Annotated in this window: 26 protein-coding genes and 4 tRNA genes; 18 read left to right on the top strand and 12 right to left on the bottom strand. The window is 39.0% G+C overall.

Features of this window, described 5'->3' with window-relative positions; translation table 11 throughout:
* Window positions 1-145: 145 nt before the first annotated feature.
* From AC27I2_RS04710 to AC27I2_RS04690, 5 genes are read left to right on the top strand one after another with little or no spacing between them, the layout of a single operon-like run.
* Entirely contained in the window at window positions 146-811 is a 666-nt protein-coding gene (locus AC27I2_RS04710; RefSeq protein WP_138530907.1) for a hypothetical protein, read from the top strand.
* 1 nt (window position 812) lies between these two features.
* Window positions 813-2,270 carry a beta-barrel assembly-enhancing protease gene (bepA, locus tag AC27I2_RS04705; RefSeq protein WP_487203575.1) on the top strand — a complete coding sequence of 486 codons (1,458 nt, stop codon included), beginning with the start codon at window positions 813-815 and terminating at the stop codon, window positions 2,268-2,270.
* Window positions 2,271-2,322: 52 nt separating this feature from the next.
* Entirely contained in the window at window positions 2,323-2,670 is a 348-nt protein-coding gene (arsC, locus tag AC27I2_RS04700) for an arsenate reductase (glutaredoxin) (protein WP_487203574.1), read from the top strand.
* Complete coding sequence (gene wrbA, locus AC27I2_RS04695) at window positions 2,670-3,224, top strand: NAD(P)H:quinone oxidoreductase (RefSeq protein WP_487203573.1); 555 nt, start codon at window positions 2,670-2,672, stop codon at window positions 3,222-3,224. Before arsC ends, wrbA begins: the two co-directional genes overlap by 1 nt.
* Complete coding sequence (locus tag AC27I2_RS04690) at window positions 3,221-3,664, top strand: DUF2069 domain-containing protein (RefSeq protein WP_487203572.1); 444 nt, start codon at window positions 3,221-3,223, stop codon at window positions 3,662-3,664. Before wrbA ends, AC27I2_RS04690 begins: the two co-directional genes overlap by 4 nt.
* A gap of 67 nt (window positions 3,665-3,731) precedes the next feature.
* On the opposite strand, the gene AC27I2_RS04685 is transcribed toward AC27I2_RS04690, so the two are convergent.
* Window positions 3,732-5,069: an ankyrin repeat domain-containing protein gene (locus AC27I2_RS04685; protein ID WP_058404149.1), complete on the bottom strand. Its 1,338-nt coding sequence runs from the start codon at window positions 5,067-5,069 to the stop codon at window positions 3,732-3,734.
* A 223-nt stretch (window positions 5,070-5,292) separates the two neighbouring features.
* The gene (locus tag AC27I2_RS04680; RefSeq protein WP_058552714.1) at window positions 5,293-5,886 is read right to left on the bottom strand and encodes an MlaC/ttg2D family ABC transporter substrate-binding protein; all 594 of its coding nucleotides are present in this window, start codon (window positions 5,884-5,886) and stop codon (window positions 5,293-5,295) included.
* A 242-nt stretch (window positions 5,887-6,128) separates the two neighbouring features.
* Between AC27I2_RS04680 and AC27I2_RS04675 the strand changes: the two genes are divergently transcribed.
* Together AC27I2_RS04675 and AC27I2_RS04670 are read left to right on the top strand one after the other, a co-directional pair.
* Window positions 6,129-6,659 (top strand): acyloxyacyl hydrolase, encoded by a 531-nt coding sequence (locus AC27I2_RS04675; protein WP_138530905.1) that lies wholly within the window; start codon window positions 6,129-6,131, stop codon window positions 6,657-6,659.
* A gap of 238 nt (window positions 6,660-6,897) precedes the next feature.
* Window positions 6,898-7,044 (top strand): DUF2897 family protein, encoded by a 147-nt coding sequence (locus AC27I2_RS04670; RefSeq protein ID WP_082653601.1) that lies wholly within the window; start codon window positions 6,898-6,900, stop codon window positions 7,042-7,044.
* Between the two features lie 31 nt (window positions 7,045-7,075).
* Here the strand turns inward: AC27I2_RS04670 and AC27I2_RS04665 are convergent, their stop codons facing one another.
* Together AC27I2_RS04665 and bamC are read right to left on the bottom strand one after the other, a co-directional pair.
* The gene (locus AC27I2_RS04665; protein ID WP_487203571.1) at window positions 7,076-8,446 is read right to left on the bottom strand and encodes a YjiH family protein; all 1,371 of its coding nucleotides are present in this window, start codon (window positions 8,444-8,446) and stop codon (window positions 7,076-7,078) included.
* Window positions 8,447-8,511: 65 nt separating this feature from the next.
* The gene (gene bamC, locus AC27I2_RS04660) at window positions 8,512-9,570 is read right to left on the bottom strand and encodes an NlpB/DapX family lipoprotein (protein ID WP_058404146.1); all 1,059 of its coding nucleotides are present in this window, start codon (window positions 9,568-9,570) and stop codon (window positions 8,512-8,514) included.
* Between the two features lie 359 nt (window positions 9,571-9,929).
* Between bamC and AC27I2_RS04655 the strand changes: the two genes are divergently transcribed.
* The 4 genes from AC27I2_RS04655 (at window position 9,930) to AC27I2_RS04640 (ending at window position 11,799) form a co-directional block, all read left to right on the top strand.
* Window positions 9,930-10,463 (top strand): glycine cleavage system transcriptional repressor, encoded by a 534-nt coding sequence (locus AC27I2_RS04655; RefSeq protein WP_058404145.1) that lies wholly within the window; start codon window positions 9,930-9,932, stop codon window positions 10,461-10,463.
* A gap of 9 nt (window positions 10,464-10,472) precedes the next feature.
* Window positions 10,473-10,952, top strand: a complete 480-nt coding sequence (gene bcp, locus AC27I2_RS04650; RefSeq protein WP_058404144.1) for a thioredoxin-dependent thiol peroxidase — start codon at window positions 10,473-10,475, stop codon at window positions 10,950-10,952.
* Window positions 10,953-11,141: 189 nt separating this feature from the next.
* Window positions 11,142-11,360: a DUF6500 family protein gene (locus AC27I2_RS04645; protein WP_487203570.1), complete on the top strand. Its 219-nt coding sequence runs from the start codon at window positions 11,142-11,144 to the stop codon at window positions 11,358-11,360.
* Between the two features lie 85 nt (window positions 11,361-11,445).
* Window positions 11,446-11,799 (top strand): 2OG-Fe(II) oxygenase, encoded by a 354-nt coding sequence (locus AC27I2_RS04640; protein ID WP_219423425.1) that lies wholly within the window; start codon window positions 11,446-11,448, stop codon window positions 11,797-11,799.
* Window positions 11,800-11,863: 64 nt separating this feature from the next.
* On the opposite strand, the gene AC27I2_RS04635 is transcribed toward AC27I2_RS04640, so the two are convergent.
* Window positions 11,864-12,397: a GNAT family N-acetyltransferase gene (locus AC27I2_RS04635; protein ID WP_487203569.1), complete on the bottom strand. Its 534-nt coding sequence runs from the start codon at window positions 12,395-12,397 to the stop codon at window positions 11,864-11,866.
* A 124-nt stretch (window positions 12,398-12,521) separates the two neighbouring features.
* Between AC27I2_RS04635 and AC27I2_RS04630 the strand changes: the two genes are divergently transcribed.
* Window positions 12,522-12,779, top strand: a complete 258-nt coding sequence (locus AC27I2_RS04630; RefSeq protein WP_487203568.1) for a hypothetical protein — start codon at window positions 12,522-12,524, stop codon at window positions 12,777-12,779.
* 187 nt (window positions 12,780-12,966) lie between these two features.
* On the opposite strand, the gene queE is transcribed toward AC27I2_RS04630, so the two are convergent.
* Entirely contained in the window at window positions 12,967-13,632 is a 666-nt protein-coding gene (queE, locus tag AC27I2_RS04625) for a 7-carboxy-7-deazaguanine synthase QueE (RefSeq protein WP_487203609.1), read from the bottom strand.
* 144 nt (window positions 13,633-13,776) lie between these two features.
* Here queE and queC point away from each other — a divergent pair, with 144 nt between their 5' ends.
* Entirely contained in the window at window positions 13,777-14,448 is a 672-nt protein-coding gene (gene queC, locus AC27I2_RS04620) for a 7-cyano-7-deazaguanine synthase QueC (protein WP_138530891.1), read from the top strand.
* Window positions 14,449-14,531: 83 nt separating this feature from the next.
* Here queC and AC27I2_RS04615 read toward each other — a convergent pair whose 3' ends face one another.
* Window positions 14,532-14,981 (bottom strand): methyltransferase family protein, encoded by a 450-nt coding sequence (locus tag AC27I2_RS04615; RefSeq protein WP_487203567.1) that lies wholly within the window; start codon window positions 14,979-14,981, stop codon window positions 14,532-14,534.
* Window positions 14,982-15,236: 255 nt separating this feature from the next.
* Between AC27I2_RS04615 and AC27I2_RS04610 the strand changes: the two genes are divergently transcribed.
* On the top strand, window positions 15,237-15,479 hold the full coding sequence (locus AC27I2_RS04610; protein ID WP_006792318.1) for a hypothetical protein: 243 nt from the start codon (window positions 15,237-15,239) through the stop codon (window positions 15,477-15,479).
* Window positions 15,480-15,513: 34 nt separating this feature from the next.
* On the opposite strand, the gene AC27I2_RS04605 is transcribed toward AC27I2_RS04610, so the two are convergent.
* From AC27I2_RS04605 to AC27I2_RS04585, 5 genes are all read right to left on the bottom strand, one after another.
* On the bottom strand, window positions 15,514-16,539 hold the full coding sequence (locus AC27I2_RS04605) for a hypothetical protein (RefSeq protein WP_487203566.1): 1,026 nt from the start codon (window positions 16,537-16,539) through the stop codon (window positions 15,514-15,516).
* Window positions 16,540-16,642: 103 nt separating this feature from the next.
* Window positions 16,643-17,323, bottom strand: coding sequence for a tRNA (adenine(22)-N(1))-methyltransferase TrmK (locus AC27I2_RS04600; protein ID WP_487203565.1), 681 nt, complete (start codon window positions 17,321-17,323; stop codon window positions 16,643-16,645).
* Window positions 17,324-18,262 carry a class I SAM-dependent methyltransferase gene (locus tag AC27I2_RS04595; protein ID WP_487203564.1) on the bottom strand — a complete coding sequence of 313 codons (939 nt, stop codon included), beginning with the start codon at window positions 18,260-18,262 and terminating at the stop codon, window positions 17,324-17,326. It abuts the gene before it with no gap.
* 3 nt (window positions 18,263-18,265) lie between these two features.
* Entirely contained in the window at window positions 18,266-20,260 is a 1,995-nt protein-coding gene (gene uvrB / locus AC27I2_RS04590; RefSeq protein ID WP_487203563.1) for an excinuclease ABC subunit UvrB, read from the bottom strand.
* Window positions 20,257-21,636 (bottom strand): MATE family efflux transporter, encoded by a 1,380-nt coding sequence (locus AC27I2_RS04585; protein WP_487203608.1) that lies wholly within the window; start codon window positions 21,634-21,636, stop codon window positions 20,257-20,259. Before AC27I2_RS04585 ends, uvrB begins: the two co-directional genes overlap by 4 nt.
* 1,053 nt (window positions 21,637-22,689) lie before the next feature.
* Here AC27I2_RS04585 and AC27I2_RS04580 point away from each other — a divergent pair.
* The 4 genes from AC27I2_RS04580 to AC27I2_RS04565 all read left to right on the top strand — a co-directional run bounded on the left by AC27I2_RS04580 (window position 22,690) and on the right by AC27I2_RS04565 (window position 23,063).
* A tRNA-Asn gene (locus AC27I2_RS04580) sits at window positions 22,690-22,766 on the top strand.
* A gap of 21 nt (window positions 22,767-22,787) precedes the next feature.
* Window positions 22,788-22,864: transfer RNA gene (locus AC27I2_RS04575), tRNA-Asn, on the top strand.
* Between the two features lie 21 nt (window positions 22,865-22,885).
* A tRNA-Asn gene (locus AC27I2_RS04570) sits at window positions 22,886-22,962 on the top strand.
* Between the two features lie 24 nt (window positions 22,963-22,986).
* Window positions 22,987-23,063, top strand: a tRNA-Asn gene (locus AC27I2_RS04565).
* Window positions 23,064-23,192: the final 129 nt, after the last annotated feature.

Here is a 23,192-nt window from a genome sequence, read left to right as displayed (position 1 = left end):
TCGCTTTACCGATTTATTAAAATGAATAATAAGTCGCATTGCTGTGTGTTAATAGTCTAAAAACATCAACAAATGTAACTTTTTCTTAAAACAACGCCTGCAATGGTTTATTCTGTAATACATAGTTAGCAGTAAGGACAGGTTAATGTCTCGCACGCATAATAAAGCGCATCTACCAAGTAATCCAACACTCAAAGAGATTAATTGGTTTAAAAAACAAATAAATTGGGGGGAGCTTCCTCCTTTTTATCATTTAGTTGCCTCTTCGGTTAGCGAGTCTGAAGGTGTTTTAGAGCATGGATTTGATAACGCCGTAAAACAACTTATAGACAGACGTAACTGGAATCTAGACATACTCGACGGCTTTGAGGACGACTTAGGTGAGATCCACACCAAGCATAAACCGCGAATTGCGTTACATCAGGTATTTACAGACCGAGGCTTTGAGCTGTGGGCACTGCCCTACGCAAAAGATATTGTTGTTGACCAATACATAAAAGATAACCGCTTTATGGAATTTAGAGTGTGGGATCCGCATTCAATGAAAGTACTATTAAGGTTAAATCAATTACATAAGTTTATTGGTTTTTACTTTGAACGCGGTGATAAAGCCGATAAAGCCCTTATTTTGCACTCACACAAAGTTGTTCATAAAATTATTACTTTTTTACAGCGAGAGTTGAACGTAATAAAGGTTGATGGAGTCTCAATAAAAGAACTCTACCAATTGTGCGAAAAAGACAGCCGTGCAAGCAGTGACGAAATAGACATAGCCAAAATTGCCATTGGCGAGCCAATAAACAAGGAATAAGATGCAGCTAAAATCAGCCTTTATCTCTTTATGCAGTGCCGTCCTTACATTTAGCCTTTTAGTAAGTGAGCCATTAAAGGCGCAAACTAATTTTAATCTTCCTGATTTAGGAACTTCTGCATTACAAGTACTCCCCCTCGAAAAAGAACAAGCGATTGGGGAAGTAATGATGATGCAAATTCGCGGCGGTTCTCCAATTATTAACGACCCCGTATTAGATGAATACCTAACCACCATTGGCAGAAAGCTCGTTGCAAACGCAAACGATGTTCGTTTTCCGTTTTCATTTTTTTGGATCAATAACTCAGATATTAACGCATTTGCCTTTTACGGCGGACATGTAGGTGTTCACACGGGGCTAATTGCACAAGCCGACAGCGAAAGTCAGTTTGCATCTGTACTTGGTCACGAAATCGCCCACGTTACTCAGCGCCATTTAGCACGTAGGATCCAGCAACAGCAAGATAACAGTGCAATGACCATAGCGGGGATGATAGCCGGTATTTTAGCGACTATTGTTGCCCCAGACGCTGGTATTGCCATTATTTCAGCAAGCCAAACACAATCTGCTTTTAGCCAATTAACGCACAGCCGTTCTGCTGAACAAGAAGCTGATCGAATTGGCATGCAAACACTTAACAATGCAGGATTTGATGCACGTGCATCTAGCGACTTCTTAACTAAGCTGGCTGCACAAATTCGTTATAAGTATAAGCCACCTGCATTCTTACTCACTCACCCTCTTCCAGAAAGCCGAGTGTCTGACGTGCGCCTTCGTGCAGAGCAGTATCCAATGCGCCGCCTACCTGCAAGCCTTGAATTTAACCTTGCTAAAAGTAGAGTACTCGCGCGTTACGACAACAAACCAGAAAACGCTGAAGCCTTATTTAGAAAATTACTTCGTGAAAACAGCTACAGTAATACAGCCCTTAATTATGGTTTAGCGTTAAGCTTACTAGACCAAGAAAAACTTGACGAAGCAGACTCTATTTTAAGTAAGCTATTAAAAAACGACCCTAAAAATTTATTTTATATTGATACGCAAACTGATTTACTCATAGCGCAAAAAAAAGCAGACGACGCCGTTTTATTTTTAGCTGAACTACATAATTACCGTCCTAACAATCAAGTAATTACGCTCAACTATGCAAATGCAGCACTAGAGGCTAAGCAATACGAACTTGCCGAAAACGTGCTTAAAGGTTTTTTATTAGAAAAACCAGAGCACAGCTTAGGTAAGGAGCTACTTGCTGACGCCTACAAAAAACAAGATAAATTGGCAGCCTACCACGAGGCAAACGCTGACGTGCTATCGCAATACGGTGCCTACATGAAAGCCGCTGATGAAATCCAAAAAGCGCTTAACTTCGTAGAATCAACAGAGCTAATAAAACAGCAGCGATTAAAGGCATTACTTACCCAGTACCGCCGTTTACAAAAAGAGCTTGCAAGGCTTTAAGTCTGCAAGCTGTTGCCCTAAAATAGAGGCAATTCACACTATGGAAACTTTTATGTCTGTTACTATTTATCATAATTCGCGTTGTTCAAAGTCGCGTGAAACACTTGCCCTTTTACAAAGCAAGTCAATAGAGCCCACCGTTGTTGAGTACTTAAAAACGCCTTTAACTCATGACCAAATAAGCACATTGATAGATCAACTTGGTTTTAGCTCTGCTCGTGACTTAATGCGCACAAAAGAAACCGAGTACAAAACACTCAACCTTAAAGATGAAACAAACGAAACCACGCTTATAAAAGCAATGGTTGAGCATCCAAAATTAATTGAACGCCCTATTGTTGAGCACAATGGTAAAGCCGCTATTGGCCGCCCACCAGAAAACGTATTAAGCGTTTTATAATGAGCACAAGCATAGTGGTACTTTACCACTCGAGCCATGGCTCAGTTGAAGCAATGGCCCATGAAATAGCTGAATCAATAGAGCAACAAGGCGCAACAGCCCTACTAAGAACGTTTGTAGCTAAAAACCCACACGACATTGTTATTACCAAAGATGACCTTATACAGTGTGATGGCTTGGCTTTTGGTACACCTACCCGATTTGGTATGATGGCGTCTCAGGCAAAAGCATTTTGGGAAACCACCAGCGAGCTATGGCTAAAGGGTCAACTAATTGATAAGCCTGCGTGTGTATTTTCATCGTCAAGCAGTATGCATGGGGGTAATGAGGCCACACTGCTTAATTTATCATTACCCTTACTTCACCACGGAATGATGTTACTTGGTGTACCTTACGATGTGCCTGAATTATTAGGCACACAAACTGGCGGTACTCCGTATGGTGCTACGCATGTTGCTGGTAGTAACAATAGTGCTCAGTTAAGTAAAGACGAGATTAAAATATGCCAAAGCGTTGGCATTCGCCTGACAAAAATTGCGAGTAAACTTCAATGAACACAGTGCCCCATCCTGCAAAAAAGCCAATAACCGTAAAATTTCAGCGAACTGCTTTAATTGGTTATGTTGGCCTACTTATTTTAATGCCATTGTGGATGTATTTTGTACCGCCTCAAGAAGGCCCACTCGATATTATGTCGTTATTTGTACCTATTATTCCTCTATTGCTTCCACTTAGAGGTATTATTAAAGACAGTACATATACCTACGCTTGGGCAAACTTTGTTGTTATGCTTTATTTTATTCATGGCTTAACCATGCTTTGGGTTGCACCTAATGAGCTAATTTGGGTGTTGCTAGAGTTATTATTCGCATCATTCATGTTTATTGGATGTACTTATTATGCAAGACACCGCGGGCAAGAGTTAGGCTTAAAAATTCGCAAATTGAAAGAAGATTTAGCCGACGAAAAAGCCGCAAACGAATTTAATAAATAAAATAAAAAAGCGCGTTTACTATCTAGTAAACGCGCTTTTAACCATTACTTAATTGCATATAAGCTACTTACACCAATTCACTCAGTGCGGCCAAGGTCACGATACCCGCTAAACCAAGCTGAGCTAATAAACTCAAAAGTGAAAAGCCCCTCAATACAAATAAACCCCAAGGGTGTTTTATATGCGGATACAAAGCGCAGCGTTTTAAGCTCATAGCAAAGAAAAAACAAATCACCGTTACCATAGTTAAACCAAGCGTAAGTTCACTTTTTATAGTCAGCGCTTCGTCAAAAAAGAAAAATAACTGCAAAGGCAATAATAACGTCACAATAGCATGTAACACATGTACTTTTTTAATGCGATCAAACTGCCCATCTGGCGATAACTCTTTAATACCAAAGTCACGCTCTAGGCATTTAACTAGATTTTGCGCTTTGATACTCACAGCCAACCTATAACAACTTAGCCCCTCGTTATTACGCGCTCTAAAATCAAACCCGGCTTTAATTAGCATCACCATTAACGATTCATTTTTAGAGAGCACAGCATAATGCAATGCAGTGTTACCCAAGCTATCTGACGCTTTTTTATCTTGCTGAGGTAATAAGGTTTGCACCACGTTTACAAAACCACGCTCTGCCGCCCACATAAATGCAGTTTTACCGTTTTCATCAGCTAATGTGCCTGTTGCTCCTTGCTCAATAAAACGCATAGCCATTGTTTGCTTAGCCGTTTTTTTACGCAAATGTGTTAGTAATGCTTGCTCAAGTAAAACAACAGAATCAACATCAGGCGACACTTGTTTTAATAAAGTAAAATAGTCTTTACCCATTGCTACTTTGTCACTTGCAAGTTCACTTAACACGGCTAGATCAGCAATTGACTCTGGTATAAAGTGACTTAAGCGATCTCTAAAATCAACTTCTTTCCAAAGTGATAACGCATCAACAGCGCTGAGCTTACTGCCATTATTTAACGCATGTTCAATCAGTGTAAAATAGCGTTTGCTAAAAAATAAGCTTAATAATGAAAGCGGTGTTTCAACGGCATTTTGTGCAGCAACACTTGCGTATTTTTCTAAACGTTGGCACAACAAAAGCACTAAGCTTTCTGGGGTATATTCATTATCGTAAAAATGAGTTTTCATTGCGCCAATATACGCTTGTGCATCTTCGTCGTATTCACAAATATGTTGGAAATAACACTCTTCAAAAGGCTCAAGCGGGGTTAACCAGGCCAAATAATAAATAGGGGGCAAAACAGTGGTACACACACCATCGTCTTCATTGGTAGAACGACAAGCAGGCCAAGCTTCTAATGCATCTAAAATAAAGGCACCGTTTTGCTCTACAAGGCCTTTAATAAGTAACGGATATTCCTTTGGCCAAATCAGTACATTTTCCATTAAAACAACACAACTCCAGTGTAGCTTAGGTAAGTGGTCAGGTTATAACAGCTTTCAGCTGACACCACGCTTAATCAAAGAGGCAATATTCTAGCACACCCAGATCGCCACGCTAGAACAAAGTAGATGAATATTCAAAAATATAAAAGCAGCCAAGTAACTAATTACTTGGCTGCTTTTTAGGTTGGAACTGGGCTTGATCTTTTTCACACAAAAAGATTAATTATTTATTCTTTAACTCACTAATTACTTGGTCAATGCCTACATCTGAAATGCGCTGGATGATCTCTTTTTGCTTAGCACTTAAAAGCGAAATACCTTCAGCAACAATGTCGTACACTTTCCATTGATTGTCTTTACCTAGGCGTAACTTAAAACTTAGATCAATCGTGGGGGCGTTAGGTTCTATAATTTGCGTATTAACCGTGGCATATTCTGAGTCGCTTTGTGCATTATTGTGCTCAAAGACCACTTTTTGGCCTGTGTATTTCATTAATGCACCGGCATATGTACCAGTCAAGTAATGCTCAACCGCGTCAATAAAATCAACCGCTTGTTGGCGCTCAATGCCTTTAATGTGTTTACCTAATAATTTAAAAGACACAAACTTAATATCAATGTGTGGCATTAAACGTTTTTCAACAATTCCCGACATTTCACTTTTACTGGCATTACCTTTGCTGTTCACCTTACCTATATCGGCAAAAAGGGTGTCTGCAACAGACTCTAAAAGTATATCTGGTGATTGCTGAGCTTGTGCATAAAGCGATGTGCTTAAAAGTGCGATAGCAATTAAAAATGGTTTAATAAGTTTCATAATATGTTTGTTTGTGTGATTAATATAACGCTAATTTACGTCATTTATACTCAATAAAACAGGCACAAATAAGCAACTTATTAATGCCTAAAAAGCACCAATAAATTAAGTGACTAAATTTCAATAAGTTAATAAAACCTGTTAACACGCAGTATACATCCCTGTTTTAGCTTGCCTTGAATTTACAACCTACCCACCCTCATCATCTGTTTTTTCGATAAACCAACTATCAGCGAGCAGCTATGAAAACCTCCTTTAAAATAATTATTTTATTAATCGCCTCACTTTTTATTAATAACACAGTATTAGCACAATCAAACCATGGCTATGCAGTCGATGTACTTAAAGGCACTGGCAATATAAATGGCATAAAATTAGCCTATCAGTACCATATGCCAAAAATGCAAAACTTAGTTGGAGATGCCCGTTTTTATATCGAAACCAGTGTAAACCTGTGGGAATTTGCGCATAACCACCACTCACAATCCAACTTAGTATTAGCGGTATCGCCTGTATTGCAGTTTCCAGCGTTTAGTTTTAATAACACCCCATTTTATGTTGAAGCTGGCATTGGCGTATCACTCATTGACGAAACACAATTTGGTGGTAAGAACCTAAGTAGCCATTATCAATTTGAAGATCGTATTGGACTCGTTGCTGACTTAGGCGATACACACATTGCTTTACGAATTATTCATTACTCTAATGCGGGCTTTCAAAAACCTAACCCCGGACTTGATTTTATGACCTTATCGGTTGCCAAGCGCTTTTAATAACCATTCGTTTAATTAAGTGATCTATTTTAACCGTGGGTAAATGTGTTGATAGCTAAACAAAAGAGTCGCTATATAGTTACTTTAAAAGAGAATTTTTAACGCAGTTAGCGACACGTTTAGCCGCTCACAATCATTAAATATTATAGCGAATAGGTAAACTACCCAACTGATGTTTTTGCTGGTAATTACAGTTTAAAAAAGTAGAATAGCCAAAAAATAAAAATGAGAAATTAATATGCAAACATGGCAAATAGTACTCATTGTAGTGATGGTATTTGGCGTTGTGATAGGTAATATTGCCCTAATAAAACACAGTGCTAATATGGAATTTAAGAAATCAGACACGCACTTAAAAAACAAGCAAGACACAAAAAAGCCCTGATAAATCAGGGCTTTTAATTTAAATAATAAGCTTAACCAACTAGCCAATGTGCCATTAACGAAATAATCGGCAATGTTATTAGCGTTCTGAGAATAAATATAACGAACAGCTCAACGATGTTTACTGGAATTTTGCTTCCTAACAACAACGCGCCCACTTCAGACATGTATATAAGCTGAGTCACACTCATAGCAGCAATAATAAAGCGTGTTACATCACTCTCAATAGTCCCAGCTGCAAGGATAGAAGGGATAAACATATCGGCAAAACCAACCATGATTGTTTGTGCTGCAGCCTCAGCTTCAGGTACTTGCAACAACTCTAAAAATGGAATAAACGGCATACCCAAATATTGAAATAGCGGCGTATATTCTGCAATAATTAATGCAAATGTACCCACGGCCATAACAACGGGTAACACAGCAAATACCATATCAAGTGCGTTGTGTACGCCTTCTTTTAATGTCCCCACTACGCCCGGCGATTTATCTGCCTTGGCCAGCGCTACATCTAAAGAGTGACCCACTAATGTTTTACCTACAGGCACCAGCTCTGCGTTTGCGTCAGGCTCTGAGCCATCAATAAGTAAATCTTTTTTAAACCTAAGCGGTGGCAAGCGCGGCACAATAATAGCAGCCGTAATCCCTGCTAAACACACCGTTAAATAAAACGGAGCAAATAAATACTCAAGCTTTACTTGGCCAATAACCACTAAACAAAACGTAATTGAAACAGCAGAAAATGTAGTACCAATAACAGCGGCTTCGCGTTGTGTGTAGTATTTATCTTCGTATTGGCGCGCAGTCATTAATATTCCTACACTGCCATCACCTAACCACGATGCCACACAGTTAACGGCACTTCGCCCTGGCACGCCAAATAACGGGCGCATTACTTTAGTTAATAACGTGCCTACCAACTCAAGCAAACCAAAGTTAAGTAACAAAGGGAGCAAAAGCCCTGCCAGTATAAACACCGAAAACAACACAGGAAGTAAGTCGTTTAACACGAGTGCCCCTGTATTTTCAGACGTGATAGCATGCGGCCCCACGCCCAAAAAGGTCATTAATACAAATGCAGTACCAAATAAACGTGTAAGCAACCAAATCCAACTAACATTAAATAAGTGGTTTAACAGTGGTACTTTACAAATCACTTGAGGCTTAAAAACACTGACAATGAGTGAAGATAAACCCGTTATACAAATTATGGCAGTAATAATGGCTTGTGCTGTATCTGCAAAAAATACTTGCATGGCTTTAGCCATCATTGCAATAGGTATGGTCATTGCTTCACCGCTTGACACCGGCGTCATAAACAAAAACACACCAATTAGCGAAGGCACAAGAAACGCAAACCAAGTACGCCAATCGTACTGAGGTGAAGTTGATAATTGAGACATATTTTTAACCTATAAAAACCACAAAAAGAGCTAAGCGCTCTTTTTGTGGTAAAACGTATTATTATTTATATTTTAATGCCGCGCTTAATAAGTGCTGCTTCTAGTGCTTGCTGTAAACCATTCATGGTACCTGGCTCAAGCGTTTCGCCTTTATCGTCCATCCAGGTTAAGCTTGTGCCACCTTGCTTGGTTTTACTCACTAAAATTTGGTATTGGCCTTCATCAATTGGTAATTGCGCAACATCGTCGCCCCAAATCGAATCCCACATACTGCTCTCTGGTGCTTTATAATCGGCGGTAATTAAACCTGTGTCTTGATTTATTTCAACAATAGTAAACGACAAGCGCTCTAAAAAGCCTGAAAAACGATCAAATACCGCATCGTAAGATTGCTCAGTAACCAGTGCTGCATTGCCTTTATTGTCAAAGCCCATTTCTAAAGAAATAATACCTTGGCGCTTGCGCATATCAACTTCAAGTTGGCGATAGCGGTAATCAAATTCAGTAATAACTTGGTTAAGTGCACGCACTTCTAGTTGCTGCTTAAGCAAGTCTGTAAGTGTTGTATCACCTTTAAAATCTATTAATTCAGCACGTAAAGAGGCTGTACGTTCATGCGATTTTTTTTCAATAGAAAATCTAAAACGTTGGAGGTCATCGTTCTTTTCATCGCCCCACAACCAGCTTTCTTCGGTTTTAATAATTGCGTACCAATCGGTTTCAATAATACCAAGTAACTTGTCTTCTTTGGTTGTAGCGGTGTTATTTTCAGCTAAAACAGCATTTATTGAATCCCAAATAAAGTCATCTAAATCAACAATGCCATCGTTTTTATCAAAATATACGCGTGCTAAATTATCCGCCTCTTCGACCCAACTGCCTTTTGCTACAGTGAGTACTTGAGCTGGTGGACGATAGTTGGTTGCGTCTGGATTATTGTTATATTGACCTACTTCCATTTTATAAACTGGATCCTGAGCCGGCTGAGATAAAGACGCTGGCGCTTTTACTGGTTCATATGCGCGGTAATTACGTTCATTATGCGCATCGTTAACAAATACACTACACCCTGATAAACTTACCAATACACTTACTGCAAGTGCTTTTGGGATCCAATACTGCACAGATATTTCTCCTTAGCATACCCTTTAATTGTTTTAACAAATATATGAGTGGGTTATGCCGATTTGGTTCAGTGTAAAATCAATATTAACTTTACATTTTTATTTGGCTACTTAATTGCAATAAAGTTCAGCACCTCAACTTAGAAAAAAACTAAGGGCAAATAAGCAAATTTTAGCTATGGTACTTTCCTGTGCCAGTAAAAACAAGAAACACCGTACTTTAAACGCGCTTAATTAGCCCGCATTATAGTTTACACATCGTTTTGTGTTAAACTTCGCCGCCGAGCACGTCCTCGAGTGTATTTAGTAGTGTTATCCATTGCGTTGTTATAACCCTTGTAACTTAGGTATTTTAACCCATGACTGCATTTTCAAATCATCAAATTGTGTTAACCGCTATCGGCGAAGACAGGCCGGGTATTGTCAGTGAGCTTACGCAATTAGTCAGCGACTGCCATTGTAATATTATAGACAGCCGCATTGCCATTTTAGGCTGTGAGTTTACCTTTATAATGTTATTGCATGGTGACATGTCGGCCATAAGCCGCATTGAACACGTGTTACCAACCAAAGCAATGGAACTTGGCCTGCTAACCATGATGAAACGCACTACAAGCCATACCCCTGGCGAGTTTTGTGCCGGCTATACGCTCGAATACACAGGTATAGACACCCCGGGCACACTAAGCAAAGTGACACGCTTTTTTGCCGATAACCACATCAGCATTTGTTCCTTAAAGTCAGATACGTTTAACGAAGAAACTGACACAAAAATGCGCTGTGAAGTAGAATTTAATATCCCAATAGATGTAGACATAGATAAATTTAAAATTAGTTTTGAGAGCCTTTCTCATACCCTAAACGTAGATTATATTTTTAAACGCATTCGTTAAGGAAATAGCATGAACACAATTAGTCCATTACAAGCTGGTGATACAGCACCCGCTTTTAGCTTACAAAACCAAAACGACGAAACAATCACTTTAAGTGAATTGTTAAAAGAGCAACAAGTACTTGTGTACTTTTATCCTAAAGCTTCTACTCCGGGTTGTACCGTACAAGCAGAAAACCTGCGCGACCAACAAGACGAGCTTGCTAAATTTAACACGCGTGTTGTAGGCATTAGCCCAGATCCAATTAAGCGCCTTAAAAACTTTGAAACTAAAAAAGAGCTTAACTTTGATTTATTAGCCGATGAAGATCACGCCATTGCAGAAGCATTTGGTGTATGGGGCTACAAAAAATTTATGGGTAAAGAATACGATGGTATTCACCGCCTAACATTTTTAGTAGGCCAAGACGGTAAAATTAAACACTTATTTGATAAATTTAAAACCAAAGATCATCATCAAGTGGTGCTTGATTATTTGGCGGCAGAATAAGTTAGAAAATAACGACCAAAAAAATACATAAAGCGTTGCCCTAGAGCAGCGCTTTTTTATGTTATTTACTAAATATCCAGGTTAAATAAAGTATCTTCGAGAGATAAATAAACAATTGCTAGTTTTGAATTTGAAGTTACAGTTTGTCCCTTTTTGTTTCCCCAATACGATCTATTAGGTTACTTATTTATGAGACCAGAATTAAGAACTAAAATTATTGAAGTGTGTGATAAAAAAATTGCCAGTAAAGGTGATAATGTAGGCCTGTCTTTCTATGCTTTTTTTGCTAATAAAAACAACAATCCTGAACTTTTAATGGAAGCTGCTACTTGGTGGATTCAAACCCATCAATTAGATCACTTTGTAAAAGCTCATAAAATAAAACAAATGGTGCTCGATAATTTATAAGCCCCAAGTGCTCATATTCGATGTGCATAATGCTTTAAGCAACAATTAAAAGCGCGAATTAAAGTTTCTAAATCAAGGAGTGTGTATGTCTTTTGTAAAAAAGCTATTTCGATGGTCACGAGGCAGGCAAAAATCAGGCTATGATAAAATGCTGCTTTGTGGTGCATTTTGGCCCATAAAGTTTGATGTGTATTTATTAAAGTTTCCAAAAGGAAGTGAAATACCACCGCACACTGATCATGTTAAAGATGGTCATCATTACAGACTAAATATTGTTTTAAAAAAAGCGGATATAGGCGGAGAGTTTATTTGCGCTAGCCCCCTATTTGAAACAAAACGAATCAAGTTATTTCGTCCTGATATCTGCGAGCACCAAGTATCGAAAATAGAAAAAGGTAACCGTTATGTACTCAGTATCGGCTGGATAAAGAATACTTAGTCAAAAATTATGTTTTGCAACCTTAATAATTAGGCTATTGATGGAAGTCATTATGTATACATTTCTATTTTAACATCGATCTGTATATATTCAGGTTTTGCCATACATTATCGGCAAATGCAAAATTAGGTATAACATCCACTATCAATGCGCCCGACTTCAATGCAATGTTTATGCTTGCCGCGTTTTTCTCTAAACACTTAAATTCGATAAATTGAGTATGAGTATCCGCCAATAGTTCTGAAGCTTTTGAAATAATTTGACTAATAACCCCATTACCCTGAGTACTTTGACTCAACCAATAACCTAACTCTGCAACAGCAGAGTCAGAACAAATTGATTTAACGGCAAATACACCACAAAAATCACCCTTAAAGTGTACTTTAAACCAGCGCGCACCATGTTGCCCACTGTTTATCCTGTCAGAGATGTATTTTTGAGCAGACGCGATATCATTTACGTCTTTAACCCAATAAAGAAACCTTGCTAAATTAGCACGGTTTGAATTCACCAGTTTCAATATCTCGTTCGCATCACCAATCAATAAAGGAGTAAGATTTACATCATTTGAAATTGTTATCTGCAATTCCTTTCCCATTTATAATCTCCATATTCATTGAGTGAAACACTTTCAAAAAGCTCATATAAAATAGAACTTTGTATGGCTAAACACCAACCTATTTGATAAAAACATATTAAGAACAAAATATAAGGATTTAAATTTGAAAAAAGCAGTTAGGTTTAAAGCGTATTTAGTGGCTTTGATCACATGTATTATTGGGTTTCAGTTTTCGACGGCAAGTAATCTGTTTTATGCAAACCCGTTTTATATTGGCGGTTTTATTTTTGCAATCATACTGATTGTGAATGTTATTAATTACGTCTGCCCAAAGTGTAAGAAAAACCAAGTAATGCAATCGGCTACAAGCTATCGCTTGCCAACAAATAAGTGCTATCACTGCGGGGAAGAAATTAACTAGCCTTGTCGGATGGCGCTTCGCTTATCCGACCTACGTGTTTAAATAAGCTTGTTAGAGTTTGATATAAAGAGTGCTTGGAAAGAGTGAGCATTGAAGTTGCTGTGTTGGGTTTCGTTTCACTCAACCCAACCTACGAATTAATGCCGAGAAGCTTATCGCTTTGAGCACTTACAGCTGCTCTTGCGCTTTAACTAATTCCTAAATACTTATGCACTTGTATTGATAGGCGCCAGTTTTTGGCAATACAGGTGTCGATTGCGAGTTTAGTTGCAGATACTTTTTGGCTTATTGGCTGCAAATAAACAAGCTTAGGGTTAACCCCTGTTTTAGCAAATAGCTCTTCTAGCTCTTCTACATGCTTTTGCATGGCTATTGGGTGCTTAATTTCGTTAGCGCGCTTCATGGCGCTGGTAAGTACTTCATAACCGCCGCGCATGTTTATTTTAGGTGATACGGTCACCCATGTTTGCTCTGGGGCAAGTATTTCAAACGTGCCGCTGGTTTCTATTTGGGTGCTAAAACCATGTTCGTGTAATAAGTTACATACTGGGTTTAAATCAAACATGCATGGCTCGCCGCCGGTAATTACTACGTGCTTTGCGGTATAACCACGTGATTTAAATAACGCGAGTACTTGCTCTGCGCTGGCATCAGCCCAATGATCTGAGTCGGCTTTTTTTTCTACGGTTTCATCAAGTGATACTTTGTATACGTTGTCTACATCCCAGGTTTGTTTAGTATCACACCACGAGCAACCGACTGGGCAGCCTTGCAGGCGCAAAAATATTGAGGGTGTGCCAGTAAAACTTGCTTCACCTTGGATGGTTTCAAACACTTCATTAATTTTGTACAAAAGAGATCTCACTTACTACCTAGTAGCCAAATTGCTACTATTAAAGACGAAAAAGCGCTGTGCAAAAATTGTTATTTAAGCTGCGGCCGTGTAGTATATCGCGCCCTGATATAAACCTCTATTAAAACTAAGAGCAAAACAGATATGACGCAAAAAGTAGTTGTTATTTATTCCGGCGGTATGGACTCATTTACCGTATTAAATAAAGCCCTGCAGCAAGGCCATGATGTATATGCCCTTTCGTTTGACTATGGTCAGCGTCATGTAAAAGAGCTTAAAGTGGCTGCACAAGTGTGTGAAAAACTTAATGTTCCGCACAAAATTGTGGATATTTCGGCTATCAATCAGCTTATTGGTGGTTCGTCGTTAACCGATAACATTGACGTGCCAGAAGGTCATTACGAAGAAGAAAGCATGAAGAGCACGATTGTGCCAAATCGTAATATGATTTTGCTCTCGCTTGCTGTTGGTTACGCGGTATCACTTAAAGCAAGCCAAGTTTATTACGGTGCTCATTCTGGAGATCATGCTATTTACCCCGATTGCCGTCCTGAATTTGTGCAAAAAATGGATGATGTATGTCGTATTGCAAACTACGATGCAGTGGAAATTTTTAGCCCGTATTTAAATAACACCAAAATTGATATTTTAACCGATGGCATAAAAATGGGTTTAGATTACAGCCAAACATGGACGTGCTATAACGGCCGTGAAAAGGCCTGTGGTAAATGCGGTGCGTGCCAAGAACGTTTAGAAGCATTCGCACTTAATAATATTACAGACCCATTAGAATACGAATTAGCAACAAATAAATAGTTATTTAGGTTTAAATAAAAAAGGCTATGTTACATAGCCTTTTTTATTGCATAGCATTTAATTACACGGCGTATAATTAAAAATTACAACCAGCGCCTTACGCGTGCTTTGTAGGTAGTAAATTCTTCACCAAATAATTTAGTAAGCGCACGTTCTTCTGGCAGTATTTGAAACAACGTTAAATAACCAATAAAGCCAACAACCCCTAGCATTGCCCAAACCGAACTTAACCACACGCCCCACCCAGCTAAAATAAATGCAAACCCTAAATACATTGGGTTACGTGAAAAGCGATAAATACCACTGGTAACTAACCTTGAAGCGTGTTCGGGTTTATTTGGGTTTACCGTGGTTTTAGCTAACTTAAAGCTCACTACACCTGCAACACAACTTACACACCCAATAATAACTAAACTTGCCGCTAAATAGGCAACAAACACAGTGAAGTCTATGACACTGTAATGCGCTATGAGCGCCATAATGCCTGCAAAAAATAGAACAACGATAACGGGGGGGATTTTATTATTTAGCATAATAACTCACTGATAAAATTAGTTTATAAAATAATATGTTAATAACTATATGGCGATTAATTTCATATTAAACAACCCTGTTACTGTATAAAGTATGAACACCACACGTAAGTATTTGTGTATGCGTATTTAGCCATAGTATTAAGCGGTTAATTTCACCGTACAGCTCTTTACAAATAAAGTTACAATTGTCAGCTTTAACTAAAGTGGGGAAAGCGTATACTTTAATAAATAAAATTAAAAAGGAATATAGTTATGTCTGGTACTACGATGATTGTACTTATTGTGCTTATATCTGTGGGTTCGGGTGTGGTTTACGATATGTATAAAAAGCATTTAGAGTTTAAACATAAAATGCAAAACAATAATAGCGACGCTCATAAACAACTTGCCGAAACAAAAGCAGAAGTGGTTGCACTAAGAGAACGTGTACAAACACTTGAAGCCATTGTGACTGACTCAAGCTTTAACGTTAAACAAGAAATCAATAAACTGTAAGCGTTATTAAACGCTTACTCGTTCGCTAAATTTATTAAAGGTAATTTGGATACAGATGGGCATTTTCTGGTTGCTCTATTCCATGGGCTGCTAAAAACCCACCTATAGCTTGTCCACACCCTTGAGGTGCACGCCCACTGTCTATTTCAAAGTTTAATTGATTGGCTTCTTGCTTACCCATTGAGCACAAATCAACTGTACTGGGGGAGCGCATTGCAATACTTAACTTACCAATGTTTTCTACTGCCACGTTTTTACTAAATCGGGCAAATCCTTGATATTTAAATTGCTCGCTCACATAGTCGTTGCTCGTGTTAACTAAGGCTGTGATAAAACCATGTAAAAAATGGTTACTTGACGACCCCGTAGTCAGAAACGCGATGGATTTATTGTTAAACTCGCTTAACTGAGCGCCATCACAATGCAATTTTACTGTATACAAATGTTGCTCGTCAGTAATGGCTTGATACCCTGTTAGTTCAACAGCCGAATCAGCAAACACAATGCGGCTCACCAAATCGCTAATATTATCGCTATGGTGCGTGTGTAAAACTAACTCTGGGTTTTGCGCCATGACAGGTAAATCGTGATGGTTATTAAACGGTGTGCTTATTGCACCATTTTGTTTTAACTGGAATAACTCTCTCACTTCGTGCTCACGCGCAACTTTTAAAGCCAAAAAAGCCGTTTGAATAAGTTCTGACGTAGGTAAGTTTTCTTCTACAATCCAGCGTCTACCAAAAAGCAGTTTTTTTGCTTTGTCGGTATTTTGATGACCACTTTTTTTGTAGTTGTCAGGGCTGAGTACCGCAACTTGAAGGTATATCTCATCACCTTTTTGAGCGGCAAGCACCCTAAAATGAGCCGAAAACTCAATACTTTCGAGCACTTCGTTCACACTTTCAAGGGTATGTTTGTAACGTAAGAAATGCTGTGGAACTATCCAATTATTATTCGCTAATTGCACAAGCGGCGCATACGGGATTGGCTGCTCGTAACTATGTTGCCATTTTTTGTCGTTACTGAGTAACGTATTTAGGTGACTATTTTTATCTGACATAAATAAACCAAATAAACTCGCACTGGGCAAGATATTAACTGTGTTTACATTACGTGTTTTGTTATGTAATTAGATCACAGCCGCCCGACAAAATTGGGCTTTTTTAACTATCGTAAAGGCTTTGATAGTCGCTTATAACTTTTTGATAATAAAGCTCATCTTTATTGAGCATTTTATTATAATGATTTAGTAGTCGTTGAATATAAGCCGTATGCTGTTTATCATTTAAGTCCCACATGACATCACCTGTTTTACTCACCGGTTGATTGCTTTTAAAGCTAACCTCTAGGAGTTCATAAACACGGTTTTTGTCACTAATAATTTGCTCGCTATGCAAACCCAAATTAAGCGTGTGTAAACCACTGCGCAGTAAATAAGTATGGTGAATTGGGCATAAAATAAAACGCACATGCTTTAAACGCTCTGGCGAGTTATTCGCTATTATCTGCTTCACCAAACGCAGCGCTAATTCACCACCAATACCGGCTATAACAACGACCTGATTTTTTACATCATCCAGCTTTATACTTCCAACGTCCTGACACAAGACCCGCCATTCTGGCTTTTTATTACCAGGCACCCTAAATTTTTTATTATGGGTTAATCGCGCTTCTAAATCGCTCATAACATTAGACAAAATATCAACAAACATGACTTTATCGGCAGCTGAGCGCTTCAACAAAGCCATACCTAAATAGCCATGATCGCAGCAACAATCCCAAATAGTGTTTTGCTGGCGTGTTATGAGCGCATCAATCGCAGTCAGTCGTTTACTGAGTTTCATTTAATCAGGCGAATGTGACATTTTATAGACGAGCGCTTTTAAACTTTTATCACTGTCTATTTCAATAAAGCGGTCGGTAGGTGCAAGGCGTTCTACGAATGTAATCGCACCTTGTGTGTGCTCGTCAATCAGGGCTTTAAATGCATCCTCTGAGAGCTCGGGGCTATTGGCACATAAAAGCAATTTTGTTGTTTGATTAAGTAACTCTGGGAGCCTGCGAAGCACTTTTTGGTAGTCTTTAGTTAAAATAAAGCTGCCTTTTTGAAAACTTGGCGGATCGACAATAATTAAATCAAACGGGGCTGCTTTTTTTAATTTACCAAACGACTTTAAAATATCGTGAGGTAAGTAACTCACCCCTTTGTCAAAACCATTTAACTGATGGTTTTGCTTACCTACTTTAAGTACCCCTTTACTCATATCCATATTCATTACATGATCGGCACCGCCTTGCATTGCTGCTAACGAAAAACCGCACGTGTACGAAAATAAATTAAGTACTTTGCCATGCTTACTATTAGCCATTACAAACTCGCGGCCGCTTCGCATATCAGGAAAAATCCCTGTATTTTGGCGGCTTTGCAAATCGACTAAAAAGCGAATTCCGTTTTCGGTTACTGTATGCTTATTAGGGAGCGTTCCAAACATGACTGTGTTTTGGCTTTGCACACCCGCACGTTGCTGATAAACAAGCGAGGTAATTAATTCTGGGTGGTGTGCTTGCGCCCATTGCCAAAGCGTTTCGGTTAACTGATGAAGCGTTTTTTCGTCTATTTCATCATAAGAGACTAAAAATAAGCTTGGTGGATAAAAATCTAAATTTAAGTGGCTTAATGCCTCAATACTATGGCCTCGCCCGTGAAAAACACGACACAATTCGTTATTTAAAATAGGGGCGCTTTCAAGTGCCGTAATCAGAGGCGTAAAATTTGTAGTCATTTTTTAATTAATCAACTGTTGTTGTAGTTCGTGTATTTCGTCGCGCACAGAGCCTGCTTTTTCAAATTCTAAGTTGCTCGCATACGCGTGCATTTTAGTTTCAAGTTGCTTAATTTGCGTTGCAATTTCTTTCGCACTAAGTACCTTTTTAGATTCTTTGCGAATAAGCTGAAGGTTATCTTTAGGGCCAGCCTCTTCGCCAACATCCATCACATCAAGAATCTTTTTAGCCAATGCACGTGGCTCTATGCCGTTGTCTAAATTGTATTGATGCTGAATTTCGCGTCTGCGGCCTGTCTCATCTATTGCTTTTGCCATTGATTTTGTGACTTTATCGCCGTATAAAATAGCACGCCCATCTAAATGACGCGCAGCTCGACCAATGGTCTGAATGAGCGAACGCGCTGAGCGTAAAAAGCCTTCTTTGTCGGCATCAAGTATGGCAACCAATGCCACTTCTGGCATATCTAAGCCCTCCCTTAGTAAGTTAATACCCACTAACACATCGAATACACCGGCGCGTAAGTCGCGAATTATTTCTACCCGCTCTACGGTATCGATGTCTGAATGCAGGTAGCGCACTTTTACGCCGTGTTCACTTAAATAATCGGTTAAATCTTCTGACATACGTTTAGTAAGCGTAGTAACTAATACTCGCTCACCTTTTTCAACGCATTGATATATTTCTGACAGCAAGTCATCAACTTGGTCGCCAACGGGTCTCACTTCAATAAGTGGGTCTAAAAGCCCTGTTGGACGAATAATTTGCTCTGCAACTTCCCCACCACTTCGCTCCATTTCAAAGTCGCCAGGCGTTGCAGATACATAAATGGTTTGCGGTGCAATGGCTTCAAACTCTTCAAACCTAAGGGGTCGGTTATCCATAGCTGAGGGCATTCTAAAACCATACTCTACAAGGTTTTCTTTACGGCTTCTGTCGCCTTTATACATAGCACCAATTTGCGATACCGTTACATGCGATTCATCAATAATCATTAATGCGTCATCAGGAAGATAATCAAGCAAGGTTGGCGGCGGATCGCCGGGGGTACGCCCCGATAAATAACGACTGTAGTTTTCTATTCCCGAGCAATAACCCAACTCGGTCATCATTTCTATGTCGTACTGAGTACGCTGCGCAATGCGCTGCTCTTCTACTAATTTATTGGCACTGAGTAATTGAGCTCTTCTATCTTTTAGTTCTATTTTTATATTTTCGATTGCGCCAAGAATTTTCTCACGCGGAGTTACATAGTGCGTTTTAGGGTAAATAGTGGCGCGCACAATATGTTTTTCAACAGCGCCTGTTAGCGGGTCAAAAATACTTAAACGCTCTATCTCGTCGTCAAACATTTCTACTCGCACTGCGTATGTTTCTGACTCTGCCGGGAATATATCGACCACTTCGCCGCGAACTCGGTAAGTACCACGACTAAACTCTATGTCATTACGAGTATATTGTATTTCGGCTAAACGGCGAAGCATATCGCGTTGATCAACTTTTTCGCCTACTTTTAAAAGCAACATCATTTTCATGTATGACTGGGGGTCACCCAAACCATAAATAGCCGAAACCGACGCAACAATAATAGTATCACGGCGTTCAAGTAATGCTTTGGTTGCGCTTAATCGCATCTGCTCAATGTGCTCATTGATGGATGCGTCTTTTTCAATAAAGGTATCGCTCGATACAACGTACGCTTCAGGCTGGTAGTAGTCGTAATAAGAAACAAAATATTCAACGGCATTTTTAGGAAAAAACTCTTTCATTTCACCATAAAGCTGCGCAGCCAACGTTTTGTTGTGCGCCATTATAATTGTCGGGCGGTTCAAATCGTTAATTATATTAGCCATGGTAAAGGTTTTCCCCGTACCTGTTGCCCCTAACAATGTTTGATGAGCAAGCCCGGCTTCTAAACCTTCACATAATTGCTTTATTGCAGTAGGTTGGTCCCCTGCTGGTTGAAACTGTGATTTTAACTGAAAATGATCGCTCAATTATTGCACTCCTGTAATGACTGACTGCTCAATGACTCAAGCTCTTTTATAAACCATTTATACGCTACAAACGCGGTAAATAAATTACCTACCGCCGCACCAATAAATAACCCCGTCAACCCTGCAAAATGACTGCCTAAGTAAGCAAACGGAACATAAAAAATAAATAAACGTATAATACTTAAAAACAATGCATTCATTGGTTTGTGCAAAGCATTAAACGATGAATTTGATAATATGATCACACCTTGCAAACCATAACTTAATGGTATGGTGTAAATAAAGAGCTTAATTACATCTATTACTGCCTGCTCTTTACCAAATATCTGGCTTATTACTCCAGAAAAAATAATCAGCAAAACGTAAATAATAAATTGCCAAACCATCACAAACTTCAACGTCCCTATGTATGCGTCTTTAACTCTACATAATTTTCCAGCACCGAAGTTTTGGCTTACAAATGGCGGGAGTGTCATTGATAAGGCAAGCACTAAAATACTTGCAATAGACTCTATTCTACTACCAACACCAAACGCCGCAACGGCCTCAGGACCATGATTAGCAACAAGTGCCGTCATTACCGCCATTGCAATTGGTGTAAGCATATTAGCACTTGCGGCAGGTACACCTATTTTTAATATTTTGCGGATTGACCCCATAACTGTTTGTGAGCCAACTTTTAAACTAAGTAACCGTTTTCTTGCTATTAAAATATATAAAATAATAACAACAGCTACAGCCCAGGCTATTACACTTGCAATGGCTGCGCCTTGTATACCCATTGCAGGTATAGGACCAAAACCAAATATAAGCATGGGGTCAAGTATTGCATTTATAAGCCCTGCCCCTCCCATTACGATACTGGGAGTTTTAGTATCGCCACTGGCACGTAATACAGAGTTCCCAATCATGGGTGTGATTAAAAATACACTGCCAATAAACCACACATTCATGTATTCATGTATTAAAGGAAGCACCTGCTGTCCTGCACCCAGTAACGTAAATACCGGGTCAATAAGTAAATAACCTATAAACGATAATATAAGCACCAACACAACAGCCACTAATATAGAGATGCTGGCGTCAAAACGAGCTTCATCTATTTTGTTGCTGCCTAACGCTTTTGCAATGACAGCTGAAGTGCCTATGCCTAAACCAATAGCTAAGCTAATTACGGTAAAGGTGACTGGAAAAGTAAAACTCACTGCAGCGAGAGGCTCTGTACCCAACAAACTGATAAAGAAGGTATCAACTATATTAAACATCATTAACATGATCATGCCGAAGATCATCGGAACAGTCATTATTTTCAACGTTGGCATAATGGGATCGTTAAGTAAATCTGGGCGAGTCTTCGTATTTGAAATTGCGCGCATGGAATAAATGGCCTCTTTTACTGAGTTGATCATTTTAAAGCATCAGGGCAATTCAAGCCACGGATTTATCACTACATTTTACACAGGCACACCCAATAAAAAGAGCGTATGGAGTAAACATCACTTTTTATACGTTTTTGCTAAAATAAGGCCTTAATGCATCAAAAAACAATTAAGACACATTTTTGCTACTTTTATTACAAAACACACGGTTTACCTGTCGGTTTTTTACACAATTCGACACTTTGATTTATCGTAACGAAAAGTTACTCTCATCGAATAACACACTGCAACCCTAAAACGCTAAGCTGCTGTTTTCATTTAAAATAAAAATAATGATTTAAAAGCTTGAAATCGTTGTAGCACTCTAAAATACTGGTGCCGCTGATGTTCTTAAAGTTTCATAAACAGAGTTATCCACAGAAACCGTGGATAACTCATTCAAGGCCGCATTTATAAAGGCTTCAAGCGACATACATTTTACGTGCAGGTCTGACCAAATGAGGGATTTACATTTTAATGCTTTTGTAGCCTTAGCCGACAAATTAACCTAGGTTAATATTTTTAAATTTCGACAGCCCTGTGACCACGCATTAACGCATGCGTATGTAGTTACAAGTTATTGATTGTGTTCTTTATGAACATGCAGGACTTTATTTATTTAAATGTTTAAACTTCATAATTGCACACAATTAAACAACGTGTTTATCAGTAAAGTAATACCGAATAAAAAATACCCTAACATTAATATTACAGAATTAATTAACTAATAGGCCTAAACAGTTAATTTTGTTTTTTGAGTTTTACGCGTAATAAATCACTTTAACTTTGTATTTTATTTACTCAACCAACAGTACTAAACGATCACAAAAAGTTATTTTGTTAGTAACGGTTTTATAAAAATGCCAATGAAGTGCTTAAAACAAAGCTATAAAACACGCAGATTGCACATAAAAACAACGAATAAACCTCTTTTTTTAATTTATGACTTTTATATGTTGACACTTTGCAGCGCGGTCATTAATATTTCGCCCCGTTGAAAGGCAAGACGCTTCCCCCTTAGCTCAGTTGGTTAGAGCGACGGACTGTTAATCCGCAGGTCCCCCGTTCGAGTCGGGGAGGGGGAGCCAAGCTTTTTAATCATAAACGATTCCCCCTTAGCTCAGTTGGTTAGAGCGACGGACTGTTAATCCGCAGGTCCCCCGTTCGAGTCGGGGAGGGGGAGCCAAGTTTATGTATATGATGTAGTTCCCCCTTAGCTCAGTTGGTTAGAGCGACGGACTGTTAATCCGCAGGTCCCCCGTTCGAGTCGGGGAGGGGGAGCCAATATCATACAAGTCAAAATTTAGTTCCCCCTTAGCTCAGTTGGTTAGAGCGACGGACTGTTAATCCGCAGGTCCCCCGTTCGAGTCGGGGAGGGGGAGCCAATTCTAAGAATTCCATAGACATTTATTCCTATTTCCACTACCCTTCTACCCTAGAAATAAAACATTGATTAAAAACTATTAAATGTTGCATTTAGTTAAATAATCAAGGACTTGATTCCTTTCCTTCTG

It is taken from the genome of Pseudoalteromonas sp. NH0006-46 (assembly GCF_057547735.1).
Note: the sequence above shows the minus strand (reverse complement) of the source record. Positions and strands in the feature narration are given on the sequence as shown.